The organism is Aneurinibacillus thermoaerophilus (assembly GCF_900099925.1).
Lineage (GTDB): Bacteria > Bacillota > Bacilli > Aneurinibacillales > Aneurinibacillaceae > Aneurinibacillus > Aneurinibacillus thermoaerophilus.
Genome location: NZ_FNDE01000003.1, coordinates 14,169 through 28,008, shown reverse-complemented (window position 1 = coordinate 28,008; position 13,840 = coordinate 14,169). Strand labels below are relative to the sequence as shown.

Annotated in this window: 14 protein-coding genes; all 14 read left to right on the top strand. The window is 50.8% G+C overall.

What is annotated here, in order from left to right; genetic code table 11:
- Window positions 1-101 precede the first annotated feature (101 nt).
- The 14 genes from BLR88_RS02585 (at window position 102) to eutH (ending at window position 13,833) form a co-directional block, all read left to right on the top strand.
- On the top strand, window positions 102-1,544 hold the full coding sequence (locus BLR88_RS02585) for a sensor histidine kinase (protein WP_057898960.1): 1,443 nt from the start codon (window positions 102-104) through the stop codon (window positions 1,542-1,544).
- 3 nt (window positions 1,545-1,547) lie between these two features.
- A complete protein-coding gene (locus BLR88_RS02580) occupies window positions 1,548-2,141 on the top strand; it encodes an ANTAR domain-containing response regulator (protein WP_175493538.1) in 594 nt (197 codons plus the stop codon).
- A 121-nt stretch (window positions 2,142-2,262) separates the two neighbouring features.
- Window positions 2,263-3,714, top strand: a complete 1,452-nt coding sequence (locus BLR88_RS02575) for an ethanolamine ammonia-lyase reactivating factor EutA (protein ID WP_057898959.1) — start codon at window positions 2,263-2,265, stop codon at window positions 3,712-3,714.
- Between the two features lie 17 nt (window positions 3,715-3,731).
- Window positions 3,732-5,096 carry an ethanolamine ammonia-lyase subunit EutB gene (locus tag BLR88_RS02570; protein WP_057898958.1) on the top strand — a complete coding sequence of 455 codons (1,365 nt, stop codon included), beginning with the start codon at window positions 3,732-3,734 and terminating at the stop codon, window positions 5,094-5,096.
- A gap of 11 nt (window positions 5,097-5,107) precedes the next feature.
- The gene (gene eutC, locus BLR88_RS02565; RefSeq protein WP_057898957.1) at window positions 5,108-6,091 is read left to right on the top strand and encodes an ethanolamine ammonia-lyase subunit EutC; all 984 of its coding nucleotides are present in this window, start codon (window positions 5,108-5,110) and stop codon (window positions 6,089-6,091) included.
- A gap of 15 nt (window positions 6,092-6,106) precedes the next feature.
- Window positions 6,107-6,760 carry an ethanolamine utilization microcompartment protein EutL gene (gene eutL / locus BLR88_RS02560; RefSeq protein WP_082706001.1) on the top strand — a complete coding sequence of 218 codons (654 nt, stop codon included), beginning with the start codon at window positions 6,107-6,109 and terminating at the stop codon, window positions 6,758-6,760.
- A 24-nt stretch (window positions 6,761-6,784) separates the two neighbouring features.
- Window positions 6,785-8,317 (top strand): acetaldehyde dehydrogenase (acetylating), encoded by a 1,533-nt coding sequence (locus tag BLR88_RS02555; protein WP_091259869.1) that lies wholly within the window; start codon window positions 6,785-6,787, stop codon window positions 8,315-8,317.
- Between the two features lie 123 nt (window positions 8,318-8,440).
- A complete protein-coding gene (gene eutM / locus BLR88_RS02550; protein ID WP_057898955.1) occupies window positions 8,441-8,734 on the top strand; it encodes an ethanolamine utilization microcompartment protein EutM in 294 nt (97 codons plus the stop codon).
- Window positions 8,734-9,456, top strand: coding sequence for a hypothetical protein (locus tag BLR88_RS02545; protein ID WP_057898954.1), 723 nt, complete (start codon window positions 8,734-8,736; stop codon window positions 9,454-9,456). Before eutM ends, BLR88_RS02545 begins: the two co-directional genes overlap by 1 nt.
- A gap of 6 nt (window positions 9,457-9,462) precedes the next feature.
- The gene (locus BLR88_RS02540) at window positions 9,463-9,735 is read left to right on the top strand and encodes a EutN/CcmL family microcompartment protein (protein ID WP_057898953.1); all 273 of its coding nucleotides are present in this window, start codon (window positions 9,463-9,465) and stop codon (window positions 9,733-9,735) included.
- Between the two features lie 7 nt (window positions 9,736-9,742).
- On the top strand, window positions 9,743-10,204 hold the full coding sequence (locus BLR88_RS02535) for a BMC domain-containing protein (RefSeq protein ID WP_057898952.1): 462 nt from the start codon (window positions 9,743-9,745) through the stop codon (window positions 10,202-10,204).
- 30 nt (window positions 10,205-10,234) lie between these two features.
- Window positions 10,235-11,596: an ethanolamine ammonia-lyase subunit EutB gene (locus tag BLR88_RS02530; protein WP_057898951.1), complete on the top strand. Its 1,362-nt coding sequence runs from the start codon at window positions 10,235-10,237 to the stop codon at window positions 11,594-11,596.
- A 13-nt stretch (window positions 11,597-11,609) separates the two neighbouring features.
- Complete coding sequence (eutC, locus tag BLR88_RS02525; protein ID WP_057898950.1) at window positions 11,610-12,491, top strand: ethanolamine ammonia-lyase subunit EutC; 882 nt, start codon at window positions 11,610-11,612, stop codon at window positions 12,489-12,491.
- Window positions 12,492-12,531: 40 nt separating this feature from the next.
- Complete coding sequence (eutH, locus tag BLR88_RS02520; RefSeq protein ID WP_091259867.1) at window positions 12,532-13,833, top strand: ethanolamine utilization protein EutH; 1,302 nt, start codon at window positions 12,532-12,534, stop codon at window positions 13,831-13,833.
- Window positions 13,834-13,840 lie beyond the last annotated feature (7 nt).

Genomic DNA, 13,840 nt, shown 5'->3' with positions numbered 1-13,840 from the left:
ATAATAAAATGAATATCTGACAGGCAAAGGCGCCTATCAACAATGAGGAAGTGTGCGTGTTGTTGGAGGAGCCTTTTTTACGTAAAAGGAGTCTTTCAAGTATGATTGATGTCGCAGAAGCAAAACGAATCTACCATTTATGCCAGCAGTACACTCCTCTTAGCGAAGAAGATATTCGAATTATTATCGGAAAAAGTGAAGCGCTACAAATGATAGCGGATGTTTCCCAAGCGAACGTTTTTATCGACTGCCCGGTGAAAGATCGGAGCGCTGTCATTGTGGTGGCGGAAGCGGCTCCCACAACCACGCACTCATTGTATAAGGAGAGCGTTGTGGGAAAAGAAGTGTTCGAATCGTACGAGCCTGGTGTGTTTCGTGCCTATCGGACAGGAAAGCCCGCGATTATGAACCGGGCGTTGACTCAGGAGGGGCACCACGTTAAGCAAAATGTGGTACCGATTAAGAACGGCAAAGGGCAAACGATCGGTATGCTGATTTTGGAGCAGGATATTACACTGCAGGTAAAGCATGAAAAGGAATTGGCTCTTTTATCGGAAACAACGCAGGAATTCAGCCGCACGTTCTGGGATTTGATTTCTAAAGAACAGTCGATTCCGGATGTAATCGAAGAAGCGCTACTTCTATTGCGCGAAGATGGGACAATTCTGTACGCAAACAATTTTGCGATCGGCCTGATCGAATCGCGCAGCGGTCTCACGAGACAAAATTACACGGATAAAAAAGTGGACGAAATTTTTCCGTTCATTGCTGAGAGCGATTATCTCCATGACGGGGTCATTCAGCGAGAGGTACACGACCAAGGCATGGTGTACGTTCTGCGCAGCATTTGCCTGCAGCAAAAAGATAAGAGACGGCGCCTGCTTCTTTATTTGCGAGATATTACCGATTTACGGGATAAGGAGCGCCAGTTAATGGTTAAATCAGCGGTTATCCAGGAGATTCACCACCGGGTGAAAAACAATTTGCAGACGGTAGCCGGGCTGTTGCGTCTGCAAATGAGACGGGGAGTTCCCGATGAAGCAAAGGGGCTGTATCAGGAATGCTTGAACCGGATTATTAGCATCGCAACCGTTCATGAGGTACTGTCATACAACGGAATCGAACAGGTAGCGATGAACCAAGTCATCGAAAAGATCGCGCGCATGCTCGTTTACAATATGGCGTCTGAAGAATGCAAAGTGGATGTTGTCATGGAAATTGAGGAAATCGCTCTCCAGTCCAAACAGGCGGTATCGCTTGCGCTGATCCTGACAGAGTTGGTTCAGAACAGTTTAAAGCACGGGTTTGCGGGACGTTCCTCAGGCGTTGTTCGCATCCATTTTTATAAGCATGGAAATGAGCTCTGCCTTTGTGTAGAAGACGATGGGAAAGGATTTGAAGCGCAGTCAGCAACCGACCAGCTCGGGCTTGAAATTGTGCGAAATTTAACGCACTTTGACCTGTGTGGAGCATTTGAGATTATGCAAAATGAAGGGGGAGGCACGCGAGCAAGCGTCTCCTTTCCGGCAGAACAGGGGGAGTGACGGGTGAGTAAAGGCAGATTGATGGTCGTGGACGACGAGTCTATCCTGCGCATGGATATTAAGGAAATGCTACAGGAAGCTGGATATGAAGTGGTGGCGGAAGCAAATAATGGGGAAACCGCGATTGAACTTGCCGCCCGCCATCGTCCTGACTTAATCGTCATGGATGTAAAAATGCCAAAGATGAATGGATTGAAGGCGGCCCGTATTATTTACCGTTCATTTGATATTCCGACGATTCTGCTGACCGCGCATACGGAAGAAGAGCTCATTGCGGAGGCGAAGGAAGCACATATTTTCGGATATTTAGTCAAACCGATTACCGAAAAAGATTTGATTCCGGCGGTGGAGGTTGCTATCGGCCAGTCCCGGCATGTGAAATCGCTCCTCGGCAACATTAAAGAGATGGAGAAAAAAATGGAGATACGCAAACGGGTGGAAAAGGCGAAAGGAATTCTGATGGATGTCTATCAACTAAACGAGGAACGCGCCTATCAAACGATGCGTACATACTGTATGAATACGCGCAAAACGATGGGCGAAGTGGCGGAATACGTCTTAAAGAACCGTGCGCTTGACATTCATTCGCTTCTTTAACAACAATGTTTTGGTTCATAAAACAAAAAAAGAATAGACAGAGGCAAAGGCGCCCTATGTGACGGACCCCTACATTCCGTCGTATAGGGCGTTTTTTGGATACAAAGAAAGGGGGGGAATCATGCGCCGGGTTGAGCGAGAAGTTGAACAGATTATTAGCGCAGGTATCGACATTGGGACCAGCACCACAAAATTGGTGATTAGCCGCTTTTCTCTGATGAACACGGCTGGAGCCAGCCAGGTGCCGCGCATTGAAATTATTGACACCGAAATTATCCATAAAAGCCCGATTTACCGTACTCCGCTCAGCGCAGATTATTTGATTGACATTCCCGCCGTATTTTCCTTGGTGCGCATGGAGTATGCAAAAGCGGGTATCCGTGCGGAAGATATTCAGACAGGTGCGGTGATTATTACTGGCGAGACAGCGACCAAAGAAAATGCTGAAGAAATGGTACGCCGCTTGTCCGATGAGGCAGGTGAGTTTCTCGTCGCCACTGCAGGACCAGATTTGGAAGGGATGATTGCGGCCAAAGGTTCCGGAGCCTATGAATATTCGAAAGTGACAGGCAGAACGGTGGCCAATATTGATATTGGAGGCGGAACAGCCAATATCGCCGTTTACCAGGCAGGTATATTTAAAGGAACGTGTACGCTTCATATCGGTGGCCGGCTCATTGAATATGAGGATGGACAGGTAAAAAAGATTTCGTCGCCTGTACAGAAGTTGATCGCACAAAAAGGAATTCAACTGGCCCTGGGAGATGCGGCGGACTCTTTGGCCATCCGTGAAGTGACGGTGGCGATGGCGGACACGCTCGGCCGGATTTTAGATGGAAAAGTGGAGCTGGAAGACGAGCCGTTGCTGCTCGGTCACCCGCCGGACTGGAATGTTCCGGTAGAAGACATTATGTTCTCAGGCGGTGTGGGTGAGTGCATATACCATTTGGAAAAACGTGAGGAAGAAACCGGTATGCCTGTCTACAACGATTTAGGCGTACAGTTGTCCGAAGAACTTCGCCGTCATCCGGCGCTTGCACGCTGGAGATGGATTCAGCCTAAGGAGACTGTGCGGGCGACCGTACTTGGCGCGGGAACGCAGACGACAGAAATCAGCGGCGCAACGATTCAGGTCGAGAAGGAATCGTTGCCGATTAAGAATTTACCTGTTTACCGTCTATCATTTGAAAATGAATCGAACGGCACGCGCGAGAAAATATTTCGGGCGGTGGAGCAGGCGATTGCCTTGTATGATCCGAACAGGGAAGGACGGAATTTCGCCCTCTATCTGTCCGATGTGCCGATGCTCAGGTTTTACGAGGTGCAGGAAGTAGCGGCCGCGATTCTGGAAGCATTCTGCAAGCAGCCGGATCAAGGTCAGCCGCTTGTCATTGTCGTGGAAAACGATATGGCCAAAGTGCTTGGGCAATCGCTCATGGCTATGAAAGCGGAGCGCAGTGTGCTTTGTATCGATCAGATACATGTGGAAAACGGGGATTATCTTGATATCGGACGGGTGCTGCAATCAGAGGTTGTGCCTGTCGTTGTCAAAACGCTCGCGTTCCATTCTTGAGAAAGGAAGGTGTACCGATGAGGTTGAAGACGACGCTGCAAAACCAGGTATATGAGTTTAAAGATTTAAAAGAAGTATTTGCCAAGGCAAATGAGGAGAAATCAGGTGACCGGCTTGCAGGCCTAGCCGCCGAAACGGTGCAGGAGCGCATCGCAGCCAAGCAGGTGCTCGCCGGATTGACGCTTGAGGATATTCGCTACAACCCTTTGCTTCCACCGGACGAAGATGAAGTGTCTCGCATCATTGATGAACAGGTCAACGAGACCATTTTTCAGGACATTAAAGGTTGGACAGTGGCAAAACTGCGGGAGTACATTTTGAACGATCGGGTAGGGGACAGGGAATTGAAGCGGCTGAGCCGCGGGCTGACAAGCGAAATGATCGCAGCGGCCGCAAAGCTAATGTCCAACCTCGATTTAATTCACGCTGCGAATAAAATCGAGGTGATTTCCCGTTGCAATATCGCCATTGGACAGAAAGGCACGCTCGCGTCCCGCCTGCAGCCGAATCATCCGACCGATAGCGTGGACGGTATTCTTGCTTCGCTGAAAGAAGGATTGTCTTATGGTGTAGGCGACGCAGTTATCGGCATCAATCCGGTAGACGATTCGGTGGACAGTGTAAAACGGCTCCTGCAAGTGACACATGAGTTTATTAGAGAATGGAAAATTCCGACACAAAACTGTGTGCTTGCCCATGTTACTACTCAGATGAAAGCGATTGAACGCGGTGCGCCTGCCGATATGATTTTCCAAAGCATCGCTGGGACGGAAGCGGCTAACCGTTCCTTCGGGATTACCGCCGCGATGTTGGAAGAGGCGAAGCAAATGATCGCTGAAAAAGGGATGAGCCAGGGGCCGCAGCGTCTGTATTTTGAAACAGGCCAAGGCTCGGAATTGTCAGCGGAAGCGCACCACGGCATCGATCAAATGACGCTGGAGGCGCGAAACTACGGTTTTGCCCGAAAGTTTGATCCGTATATTGTCAACACGGTTGTCGGCTTTATCGGACCGGAATATTTATACGACAGTAAACAGGTCATTCGTGCCGGGCTGGAAGATCATTTTATGGGCAAGATGCATGGCATTTCGATGGGGGTAGATATTTGTTACACCAACCATATTCGTGCTGACCAGAACGACATGGAAGAACTTGGTGTGCTGCTGACGGCGGCCGGCGTCAACTTTATTATTGCCACCCCAATGGGAGATGACTGTATGCTAAATTACCAGTCGATGAGCTATCACGATATCGCGACATTGCGTCAGACGATGGGCAAGAAGCCGGCGCCGAAGTTTGCAGCCTGGCTGGAAGAGATGGGAATTACGGAAGGCGGTAACTTAAGCAAACGGGCCGGCGATCCGACGATTTTTGCACGTTAGGAGGAGAGAAAGTGGATCAGCAGCTAATTGAAACCGTAACCCGTCTTGTCATGGAAAAATTGAAAGCGGTGGAAGCGCAACAGCCTCTTAAAGAACCGAAGCTGAAAGCAGAAACGAGAAGTTATGGCTCCGTGAAAGTATGGGATCATGTAGCATCCGGACGGGAGAAAATCACGGAGAATCCAGTCACCCCTGTAACGGAATCTACCGCCCGGCAGACGAAGCCGGTGGAACCTTCGGCGACTGGTGCTAACGGTGGTAGGAAAACAGGGATTGAAAAGCCGCAAAATAAAGAACAACTGTTAACCTTGATGAAGCAGACTCCGGCCCGGATCGGCATCGGACGCGCCGGACTTAGACCGAAGACGGACACGTGGCTTACGTTTCGCCTTGACCATGCGGCCGCGGTGGACGCCGTGTACGGTACGGTGAATCCGGAGCTGTTGAAACGGCTGAACCTGTTCAGCGTAGCCACCTGCGTAAGCAGCAAAGAAGAGTATATTCTTAGGCCAGATTTAGGGCGCCGTTTGAGTGAAGAGGCGAAAAAGACGCTGCGTGAACGCTGCAAATATAAGCCGAAAGTACAGATTGTTCTCTCTGACGGGTTGAGTTCACAGGCGGTCGATACGAATGCGGAAGATACGTACTTAGCTCTTATGCAATCGCTGAAAAACCTTGGCATTGAAACTGGCACACCTTTCTTTGTAGAGAAAGGTCGCGTAGCGGTGATGGACGACATCGGCGAGGTGCTTGAACCGGACGTAGTCGTATTGCTTATCGGTGAGCGTCCCGGACTGGTTAGCGCGGAGAGTTTGAGCGCGTACTTGTGCTATCGTCCGCGGAAAGGGACAGTGGAAGCGGATCGCATGGTTATTTCCAATATTCATGCGGGCGGGATTCCGCCGGTAGAAGCGGGAGCGTACCTCGGCAATGTAGTCCAAAAAATTCTGAAGTATGAAGCGAGCGGCGTATCCCTCGTGCAGAAAGAAAAATAGAGGAGGTGGGGAGAAGTGGAACTTCAGCCGATTCGAGCAGAAGTGCTGGCGGTGCGCATGATTCCGAATGTAGACGAGGCGCTGGCCGAGCAGTTCAAACTAAAGCCGGGCCAGCGAAGTTTGGGAATGATTACAACCACCATTGACGACGTAGGTTACACTGCGCTTGACGAAGCAACCAAGCGGGCGGAAGTGGAAGTTGTATATGCTCGTTCGTTTTACGCAGGCGCGGCGCACGCGTCCGGTCCGCTGTCCGGTGAATTTATCGGTATTATCGCAGGCCCTAATCCGGACGAAGTGGCCAGCGGTATTGAAGCGATCGAAAATACCATCCGCTACGACGCATATTTTGAGGCGTTGAATGATGAAGGCACGCACACCTTATATGCACATGTAGTGGCTCGCACCGGAAGCTATCTGTCGAAAGTGGCGGGCATTAACGAAGGGGAGCCGCTGGCGTACTTAATTGCCCCGCCCCTGGAGGCGATGTATGGGCTAGACGCCGCGCTGAAGGCAGCGGATGTGAAACTGGCCGCATTTTATGGGCCGCCGTCCGAAACGAACTTTGGCGGCGGGCTTCTTACCGGAACGCAATCAGCTTGCCAGGCAGCAGCGGCCGCTTTTCGTGACAGCATTATTCAAATCGCCCGTCAGCCCCTTGTCTGGTAAGCGAGCAGGAAAGGAGTGAGCAGTTTGCAGTTGGATCGAGATTTGCAATCGGTGCAGACAATGCGAAACGCCGTGCGTCGAGCGAAACAAGCCCAGCAGGAGTTTAAAGGTTACTCACAGGAGCAGGTGGATCGCATTGTCAAAGCCATGGCCGATGCGGCGTACGAAAAAGCGTACGATTTGGCTTGCCTGGCTGTAGAGGAAACCGGGCTTGGCGTTATCGAGCATAAGGTGATTAAAAATCAGGTTGGATCCAAAGGGGTATATGAATCAATTGCCGGTGTCAAAACGGTTGGTGTCATCCGGGAAGTCCCGGAGGAAAAGGTGGTGGAGATCGCCGCGCCGTTCGGTGTCATCGCCGGGATCGTACCAGTTACCAATCCGACTTCGACCGCGATTTTTAAAAGTTTGATCGCTCTTAAAGCACGGAACGCCATTGTTTTCAGTCCGCATCCGTCCGCGACGAGGTGCACGGTGGAAGCAGCCCGCGTCTGCTATGAAGCGGCTGTGAAAGCCGGAGCGCCGGAAGGCATCATTGGTTGGATTGAAGAGCCGACCATGGGAGCAACGGAAGGGCTGATGAAACACCCGGATGTACATTTGATTCTGGCGACGGGCGGCAGCGGGCTGGTACGTGCTGCTTACAGTTCGGGTAAGCCAGCATACGGCGTTGGCCCGGGCAACGTACCAGCCTACATTGAGAAAACGGCGAAAGTGGCGCAGGCCGTTCAACGTATTATTGATAGTAAAACGTTTGACAACGGTACCATTTGCGCCTCGGAACAGTCGGTTATCGTTGATCGTAATGTACGGGAGCAGACGCTGCGCGCATTCAAAAATAATGGAGCATACGTGTTAAACGAAGAGGAAAAGAAAAAAGTTGAACATGTTATCTCTCCCATGCGCGGCAAGCTGAATCCGGCGATCGTAGGCAAGAGCGCGTCAGTGATCGCGGAAATGGCCGGCATCCGGGTTCCGCAGGAAACAATGCTCTTGCTTGCGGAAGAAACGCAGGTCGGCAAAGAGATACCGTTCTCGATCGAAAAATTGTCTCCGATTCTCGCATTGTACACGGTGAACGGTTGGCAGGAAGCAAGCGATTTATGTGAGAGGTTGCTGGCGCTTGGCGGTCGCGGTCATACGCTGGTGCTGCATACGGAAGACGACGAAGTGGCGCGGACGTTTGCCCTGCGTCTGCCTGTATCACGCATTCTTGTCAACACCCCGTCTTCCATCGGCGCAGTCGGGGCAACAACGGGACTTACCGCATCGATGACGCTTGGCTGCGGAACGTTCGGCGGTAATATTACCGGAGATAATATTACGGCGCATCACCTGATGAGTATAAAGCGGTTGGCCTACCATGCGAAAGATGTGACCGTACCGAAGCCGGGAAACGGCACTGTAGACGTTCGTACAGCGAGCGCTAAAGAGAAAAGCGAAACAGGGCAAATCAAGGAAGTGGTAGCTCAGGTGCTGGCCCAAGTCGGACCGGTTGGTCGGATGGACAAGCAGACGGTGGCTGCTATTGTGGATAAAGTGCTCGCGCAACTATAAATTTATCACCGATTTGACGCATCGGCATTGACTTGTGCTGAGAGTGTGTCGGTATAGTAAGCAAGATCTATATGCAAAAGGATGTTATTTTTACAGATTACAATATATGAGGAGGAATAAATGATGGCAAGAGAATTAACAGCCCTGGGAATGATTGAGACGAAAGGCTTGGTTGCATCCGTAGAAGCTGCGGACGCAATGGTCAAGGCGGCGAATGTTCATCTTATCGGGAAGGTGCATGTTGGCGGCGGCTTAGTAACCGTGCTGGTGCGCGGTGACGTCGGAGCGGTGAAAGCGGCGACGGATGCTGGAGCAGCCGCGGCGCAGCGCGTTGGTGAACTTCTTTCCGTCCATGTTATCCCGCGCCCGCACAACGAACTCGAAAGCATCCTGCCGAAGGCGCAGCTTGATTCATAATGATTACCGATAAAGCGATTCTTGAGCGCATCGTTGAAGAGGTGCTCGCCAGGCTCTATCCGGCCGCTGAACCTACGCGGCCGGTCAAACCTGGACTTTTGCTCGTCTATCCGGGCGAACTGGAAGCGAAAGCCGTTGATATTATTGAAAAAGAATTGCAGGCAGGATGGAATGTATATCATGCGCGGGTGGAAGAAATCGAGCATGTGTCTTTGCACCGTGATGTGAAGCAAACGGTATTTCTTGAGACAAGTCAAGATTTAATTGTTCAGGGCGCGTTAGGGCTTACTGGAACCGTGGAAAGCCGGTTGCTTGCGGAAGCGTTGCTGGCGGGCATTCCTGCGTTGCTTGTCCCGTGCGTTTCCTTGAAATGGCTTCTTCATCCAAAAACGGGAGACGCGGTGCTCTCCCAGTCGGCCAAGCGCTACAGACAGCATATTCGCGCCTATACAGACACGCTTCGTTCCTTTGGTGCTACCCTTGGCTCTATTGCGGATGTACTGGCGTTGGCTGACGAGGAGGCACGGATGGAAGAAAGAGCAGAAAAGGGAGGAATGCCGCGTTTGCGCCCTGTAGTATTTGAAGGGAAAGTGCTGACCCACAGCGATGTGCAGCAGGCGAAAGAAGGTGTGATTTACGTATCCCCGTCCACGGTGATTACACCGTTAGCTCGTGATGCAGCGCGTGCAGGGGGCGTTACGATTCAAGTGGATGAGGGGTGATGCACCGTGCGCATAGGAACCGTAGTTGGCAACGTGTGGGCAACACGCAAAGAAGACGGATTAACCGGGCTTAAATTTTTATTTGTACAGTTGGAGGACACAAAAGGCGTGCCGGTAGATGTTCCGCTGATCGCCGCTGACCGCATTGGGGCAGGAATCGGCGATACGGTAATGGTCACGCTCGGCAGCGCCGCCCGGTTTGTCATTTCGGAAAAAGATGTGCCGATTGATGCCGTAGTTATTGGCATTGTGGATTCAATAGATGTGGAAAGCAGGTGAAAGATAAATGGCACAAGCGCTTGGTATGATTGAAACGAGAGGGTTGATCGGTTCGATCGAAGCGGCGGACGCAATGGTGAAGGCGGCTGATGTGAAGTTGCTTGCCCAGGAGAAAGTGGACGCCGCGCTCGTGAGCGTATTTATTGAGGGAGACGTAGGTGCGGTACAGGCCGCACTGGAAGCAGGTAAAGCCGCGGCGGAACGCGTCGGCGAACTTGTATCATGGCATTTTATTCCGCGTCCCGATGAAGAGGTGCGCGCGGTGCTAAAAAAGTCTGATCCGCCTGCTAAGCCTTCTGCCCCAGAAAAAGAAGCGAAAGCGGGCGGTGCCGGAACACGACGCAAAAAAGAAGCAAAAGACGCAGCGCAGCCGCAGGTCGTAGCAGCACCAGACATTTCCTTATCAAAAGATCAGGGTGGCGACGCAAACGGTTCAGAAGATACAGGTAAGCCGTCAGGTAAACGGTAAGAGGCTCTGGGTGGAAAGGAGGGAAAATCATTGAAACTTTCGTGTGTAATCAAAAACACGAGCTATTCTTTCTCGTCCGTAAAAGAAGTGCTGGCAAAAGCAAGTGAGGAAAAGTCCGGCGACAAAATGGCAAAAATCGCGGCTGAGTCTTCGCTCGAACGGATGGCGGCCAAAGTGGTGCTTAGCGAAATGCGGCTTGCGGATATTTATGAAAATCCGGTGATTCCTTATGAGAAAGATGAGGTAACGCGGGTTATTTATGACGGAATAAACCTGTCCATTTATAACGAGATAAAAGACTGGAGCGTTGGAGAGTTACGGGATTATATATTGTCTCACAGGACTGGGGCACACGAGTTGCAGCGCTTAGGTCGTGGGTTGACGAGCGAAATGATTGCGGCGGTCGCCAAACTCATGTCAAGCATTGACCTGGTAATGGCCTCACAGAAAATTCGCCCTACCGCTCACTGTAATACGCTTATTGGCGAAGAAGGAAGGCTGGCGTTTCGTTGCCAACCGAACCACCCGACTGATTCACCGGAAGGGATTCTTTTTTCGATTAAAGAAGGTCTGTCATACGGCTCAGGAGATGCAGTTATCGGGATTAATCCCAATGTAGATACAGTAGAGTCAGTATCGCGGCTGCTGCACATGTCACATGACTTTATAATGAAATGGGAGATTCCGACGCAAAATTGTGTGCTGGCCCATATTACAACACAGATGAAAGCGCTGGAAAAAGGTGCCCCGATCGCACTCATGTTTCAAAGTTTAGCGGGGACGCAAAAGGCGAATGAAGCGTTTGGTGTTGATAAGAAATTGCTTGATGAAGGGCTGGCTATGATGCGTCGCCTTGGCACAGCCGCAGGCCCGAACGTTATGTATTTTGAAACCGGGCAGGGTTCGGAAGTGTCGCTGGACGCTGCACACGGCGTGGACATGCAGACGCTTGAAGCCCGTACGTATGGTTATGCCCGCAACTGGCAACCGTTCATGGTGAACAATGTATCCGGCTTTATCGGCCCCGAGACGCTTTATGATGGGCGCCAGATGATCCGCGCTGATCTGGAAGATTTGTTTATGGGCAAATTGCACGGTTTGCCAATGGGGATTGCTCCGACGTATACGAACCATATGTATGCTGACCAGAATGATCAGGAAATTGCTGGTATGCTGACCGCTTTGGCGGGCGCGAATTTTTATATGGGGGTGCCTGCCGGAGACGATGTGATGTTAAATTACCAGGATACAAGCTACCACGATGATGCGAGCCTGCGGGAAATGCTAGGCTTGCGTCCGTTGCGAGAGTTTGAAAAATGGCTTGAGAAGATGGGCATTATGGAAAATGGAAGGCTCACCGAACGTGCGGGCGATCTTTCCATATTCGATTAGGCGGGGTGAGGATATGAATCAGGAAAAAATTGAACAGGTCGTCGAACAAGTGCTGCGGGAATTGACGAAAAAGCTTCAGGATGAACGAGCGGAAGCGCCTGAGTCGCAGGAAATCACCCATGCCGAGACCATTTATTTTTCAGAGCAAAAAGAAATCGGGGTAAAACACCCGCACAATCGGGCCGCGATTGAACGGGCGCAGCAGGTGACGCCGGCCCGTATCGGCATTGGTCGCGCTGGCACGCGCATGCGGACGAAAGACTACCTGCAATTTCGTATCGATCATGCGGCGGCGCAGGACGCAGTCATGAAAGATGTGTCTGATTCGTTTCTTGCTTCCCTTGATTTGCCTGTCCTCCATACTTGTGCGGAAGATATGGCCACTTATTTGATGGATTTGGATAAAGGAAGAAAGTTGTCTGATGAATCAGCCCGCTGGCTGGAAGAGAACGGCGATAAGCGGAAAAACGTACAGATTCTCGTTTGCGATGGTCTCAGCTCTTCCGCGGTAGAAGCGAATGCCCGCGATTTGCTTGCATCTTTGACACAGGGTCTTACGCTAAAAAATTTGAGCATGGCCAAGCCGCTATTTGTGAAACGGGCGCGCGTCTGGGTGCAAGATCATATTGCTTCCATTGTAGATTGCGATGTCGTTATATCCCTTATTGGCGAACGTCCAGGGCTTGCCACAGCGGAAAGTTTAAGCGCGTATATGATATATCGCCCGAACGAAAAAACGGTAGAAGCGGATCGAACGGTTATTTCTAACATTCATAAGGGTGGTTTTCCACCTTTGGAAGCGGGCGCGTATCTGGCTGATTTAATAGAAGACATTATTCGTCATCAAGCGAGCGGCGTAAAGTATATGCAAAAGAAGAATAGTCAGAATAGTTAGTCTATCGGGAGGATTGCTTTATTTATAAAGGGGGATTAACGTGGCGCAACTCGGTACGTATGTTATCTATTTGCTAATGGCTTCCGCAGTTATCGGAGCGATTGCGGCCATTCGTGACAGCGAAAAAGGATTGGGCCGCGAATTTATGGAAGGTCTGCATTCCATCGGCTATATTTTTGTTCCATCTGCTGGCATTATGGCAGCGATTCCTTATTTGTCGCAGGTCATCGAAGCCATATTTGGGCCTTTATATAATATGGTGGGTGCGGATCCGGCCCTTGCTGCTACTTCCATTATCGCGGTCGATATGGGTGGATATCAATTGGCAGAGAAACTGGCGGAGACGAAGGAAAGCTGGATTATGGCGATGATCACGGGCTATATGGCGGGCGCGACGATCGTATTTTCCATTCCGATGGGACTTGCTATGTTGGACAAGCGCGATCATAAATATATGGCGCTCGGAGTGATGTCAGGGATTTTGACTGTTCCTATCGGTGTATTTATTTCCAGTCTTTTGATTGTTTTGTCCGATGCGAAAGTGAGGAAGATAATTGCGACGGACGGCGAGGCAACGTATCAGCTTGCGCTGAGCTTTGGCCAGATTTTTCTCAATCTGGGTCCGCTCGTGATTTTCGTTGTGCTGATTGCGCTCGGTTTACGTTTCTTACCGGATATGATGATTAAGGGATTTATTTGGTTCGGCCGGATTATGGATGCATTTATTAAGCTTGTGCTTGTATTCTCTATCGTTGAATATTTTACGGGCGTATTTACGAAGCTGCTTGGCAGCTGGGGCTTTGATCCGATTATCGCGGATGCGGAAAACCAGGTGCGTGGTCTTGAAGTTGCCGGTTATATTGGTATTATGTTAGCGGGCGCTTTTCCGCTCGTTTATATGCTCCGGAAATATGGGGCAAGGCCGCTGGAGGCGGTTGGACGCCGGCTTGGCCTGAGCGCTATTGGCAGCGCCGGGTTGCTTGCTACCGTCGCTAACATTCTGGCGATGTTCCGCCTTGTAAAATCAATGCCGCCGAAAGATAAAGTGGTGAATATTTCATTCGCAGTATGTGCAGCATTTTTGTTTGGCGATCATCTGTCCTTTACCGCCAACTTTCAGCCGACACTAATTCTACCGATTATGTTGGGCAAAATCGGCGCAGGGATCATTGCGATCGCACTTGCGTACTGGCTTTCTGTACCGAAGGCGCTGGAACTGGAAGAACAGGATCGCGCCCTTGGTGTGATTGGAGAACATGAATACAAAGAGATGAGCGACAGGGTGGATGTTCCACTTGAAGGCGACGAGCAACCATATGATCCGAAGCTAAGCGGGCTCTAACATTTTG

Coding starts and splice junctions, on each gene's coding strand:
- BLR88_RS02585 (WP_057898960.1), top strand. CDS start 102: ATGATTGATGTCGCAGAAGCAAAACGAATCTACCATTTATGCCAGCAG.
- BLR88_RS02575 (WP_057898959.1), top strand. CDS start 2,263: ATGCGCCGGGTTGAGCGAGAAGTTGAACAGATTATTAGCGCAGGTATC.
- BLR88_RS02570 (WP_057898958.1), top strand. CDS start 3,732: ATGAGGTTGAAGACGACGCTGCAAAACCAGGTATATGAGTTTAAAGAT.
- eutM (WP_057898955.1), top strand. CDS start 8,441: ATGGCAAGAGAATTAACAGCCCTGGGAATGATTGAGACGAAAGGCTTG.
- BLR88_RS02545 (WP_057898954.1), top strand. CDS start 8,734: ATGATTACCGATAAAGCGATTCTTGAGCGCATCGTTGAAGAGGTGCTC.
- BLR88_RS02535 (WP_057898952.1), top strand. CDS start 9,743: ATGGCACAAGCGCTTGGTATGATTGAAACGAGAGGGTTGATCGGTTCG.
- eutC (WP_057898950.1), top strand. CDS start 11,610: ATGAATCAGGAAAAAATTGAACAGGTCGTCGAACAAGTGCTGCGGGAA.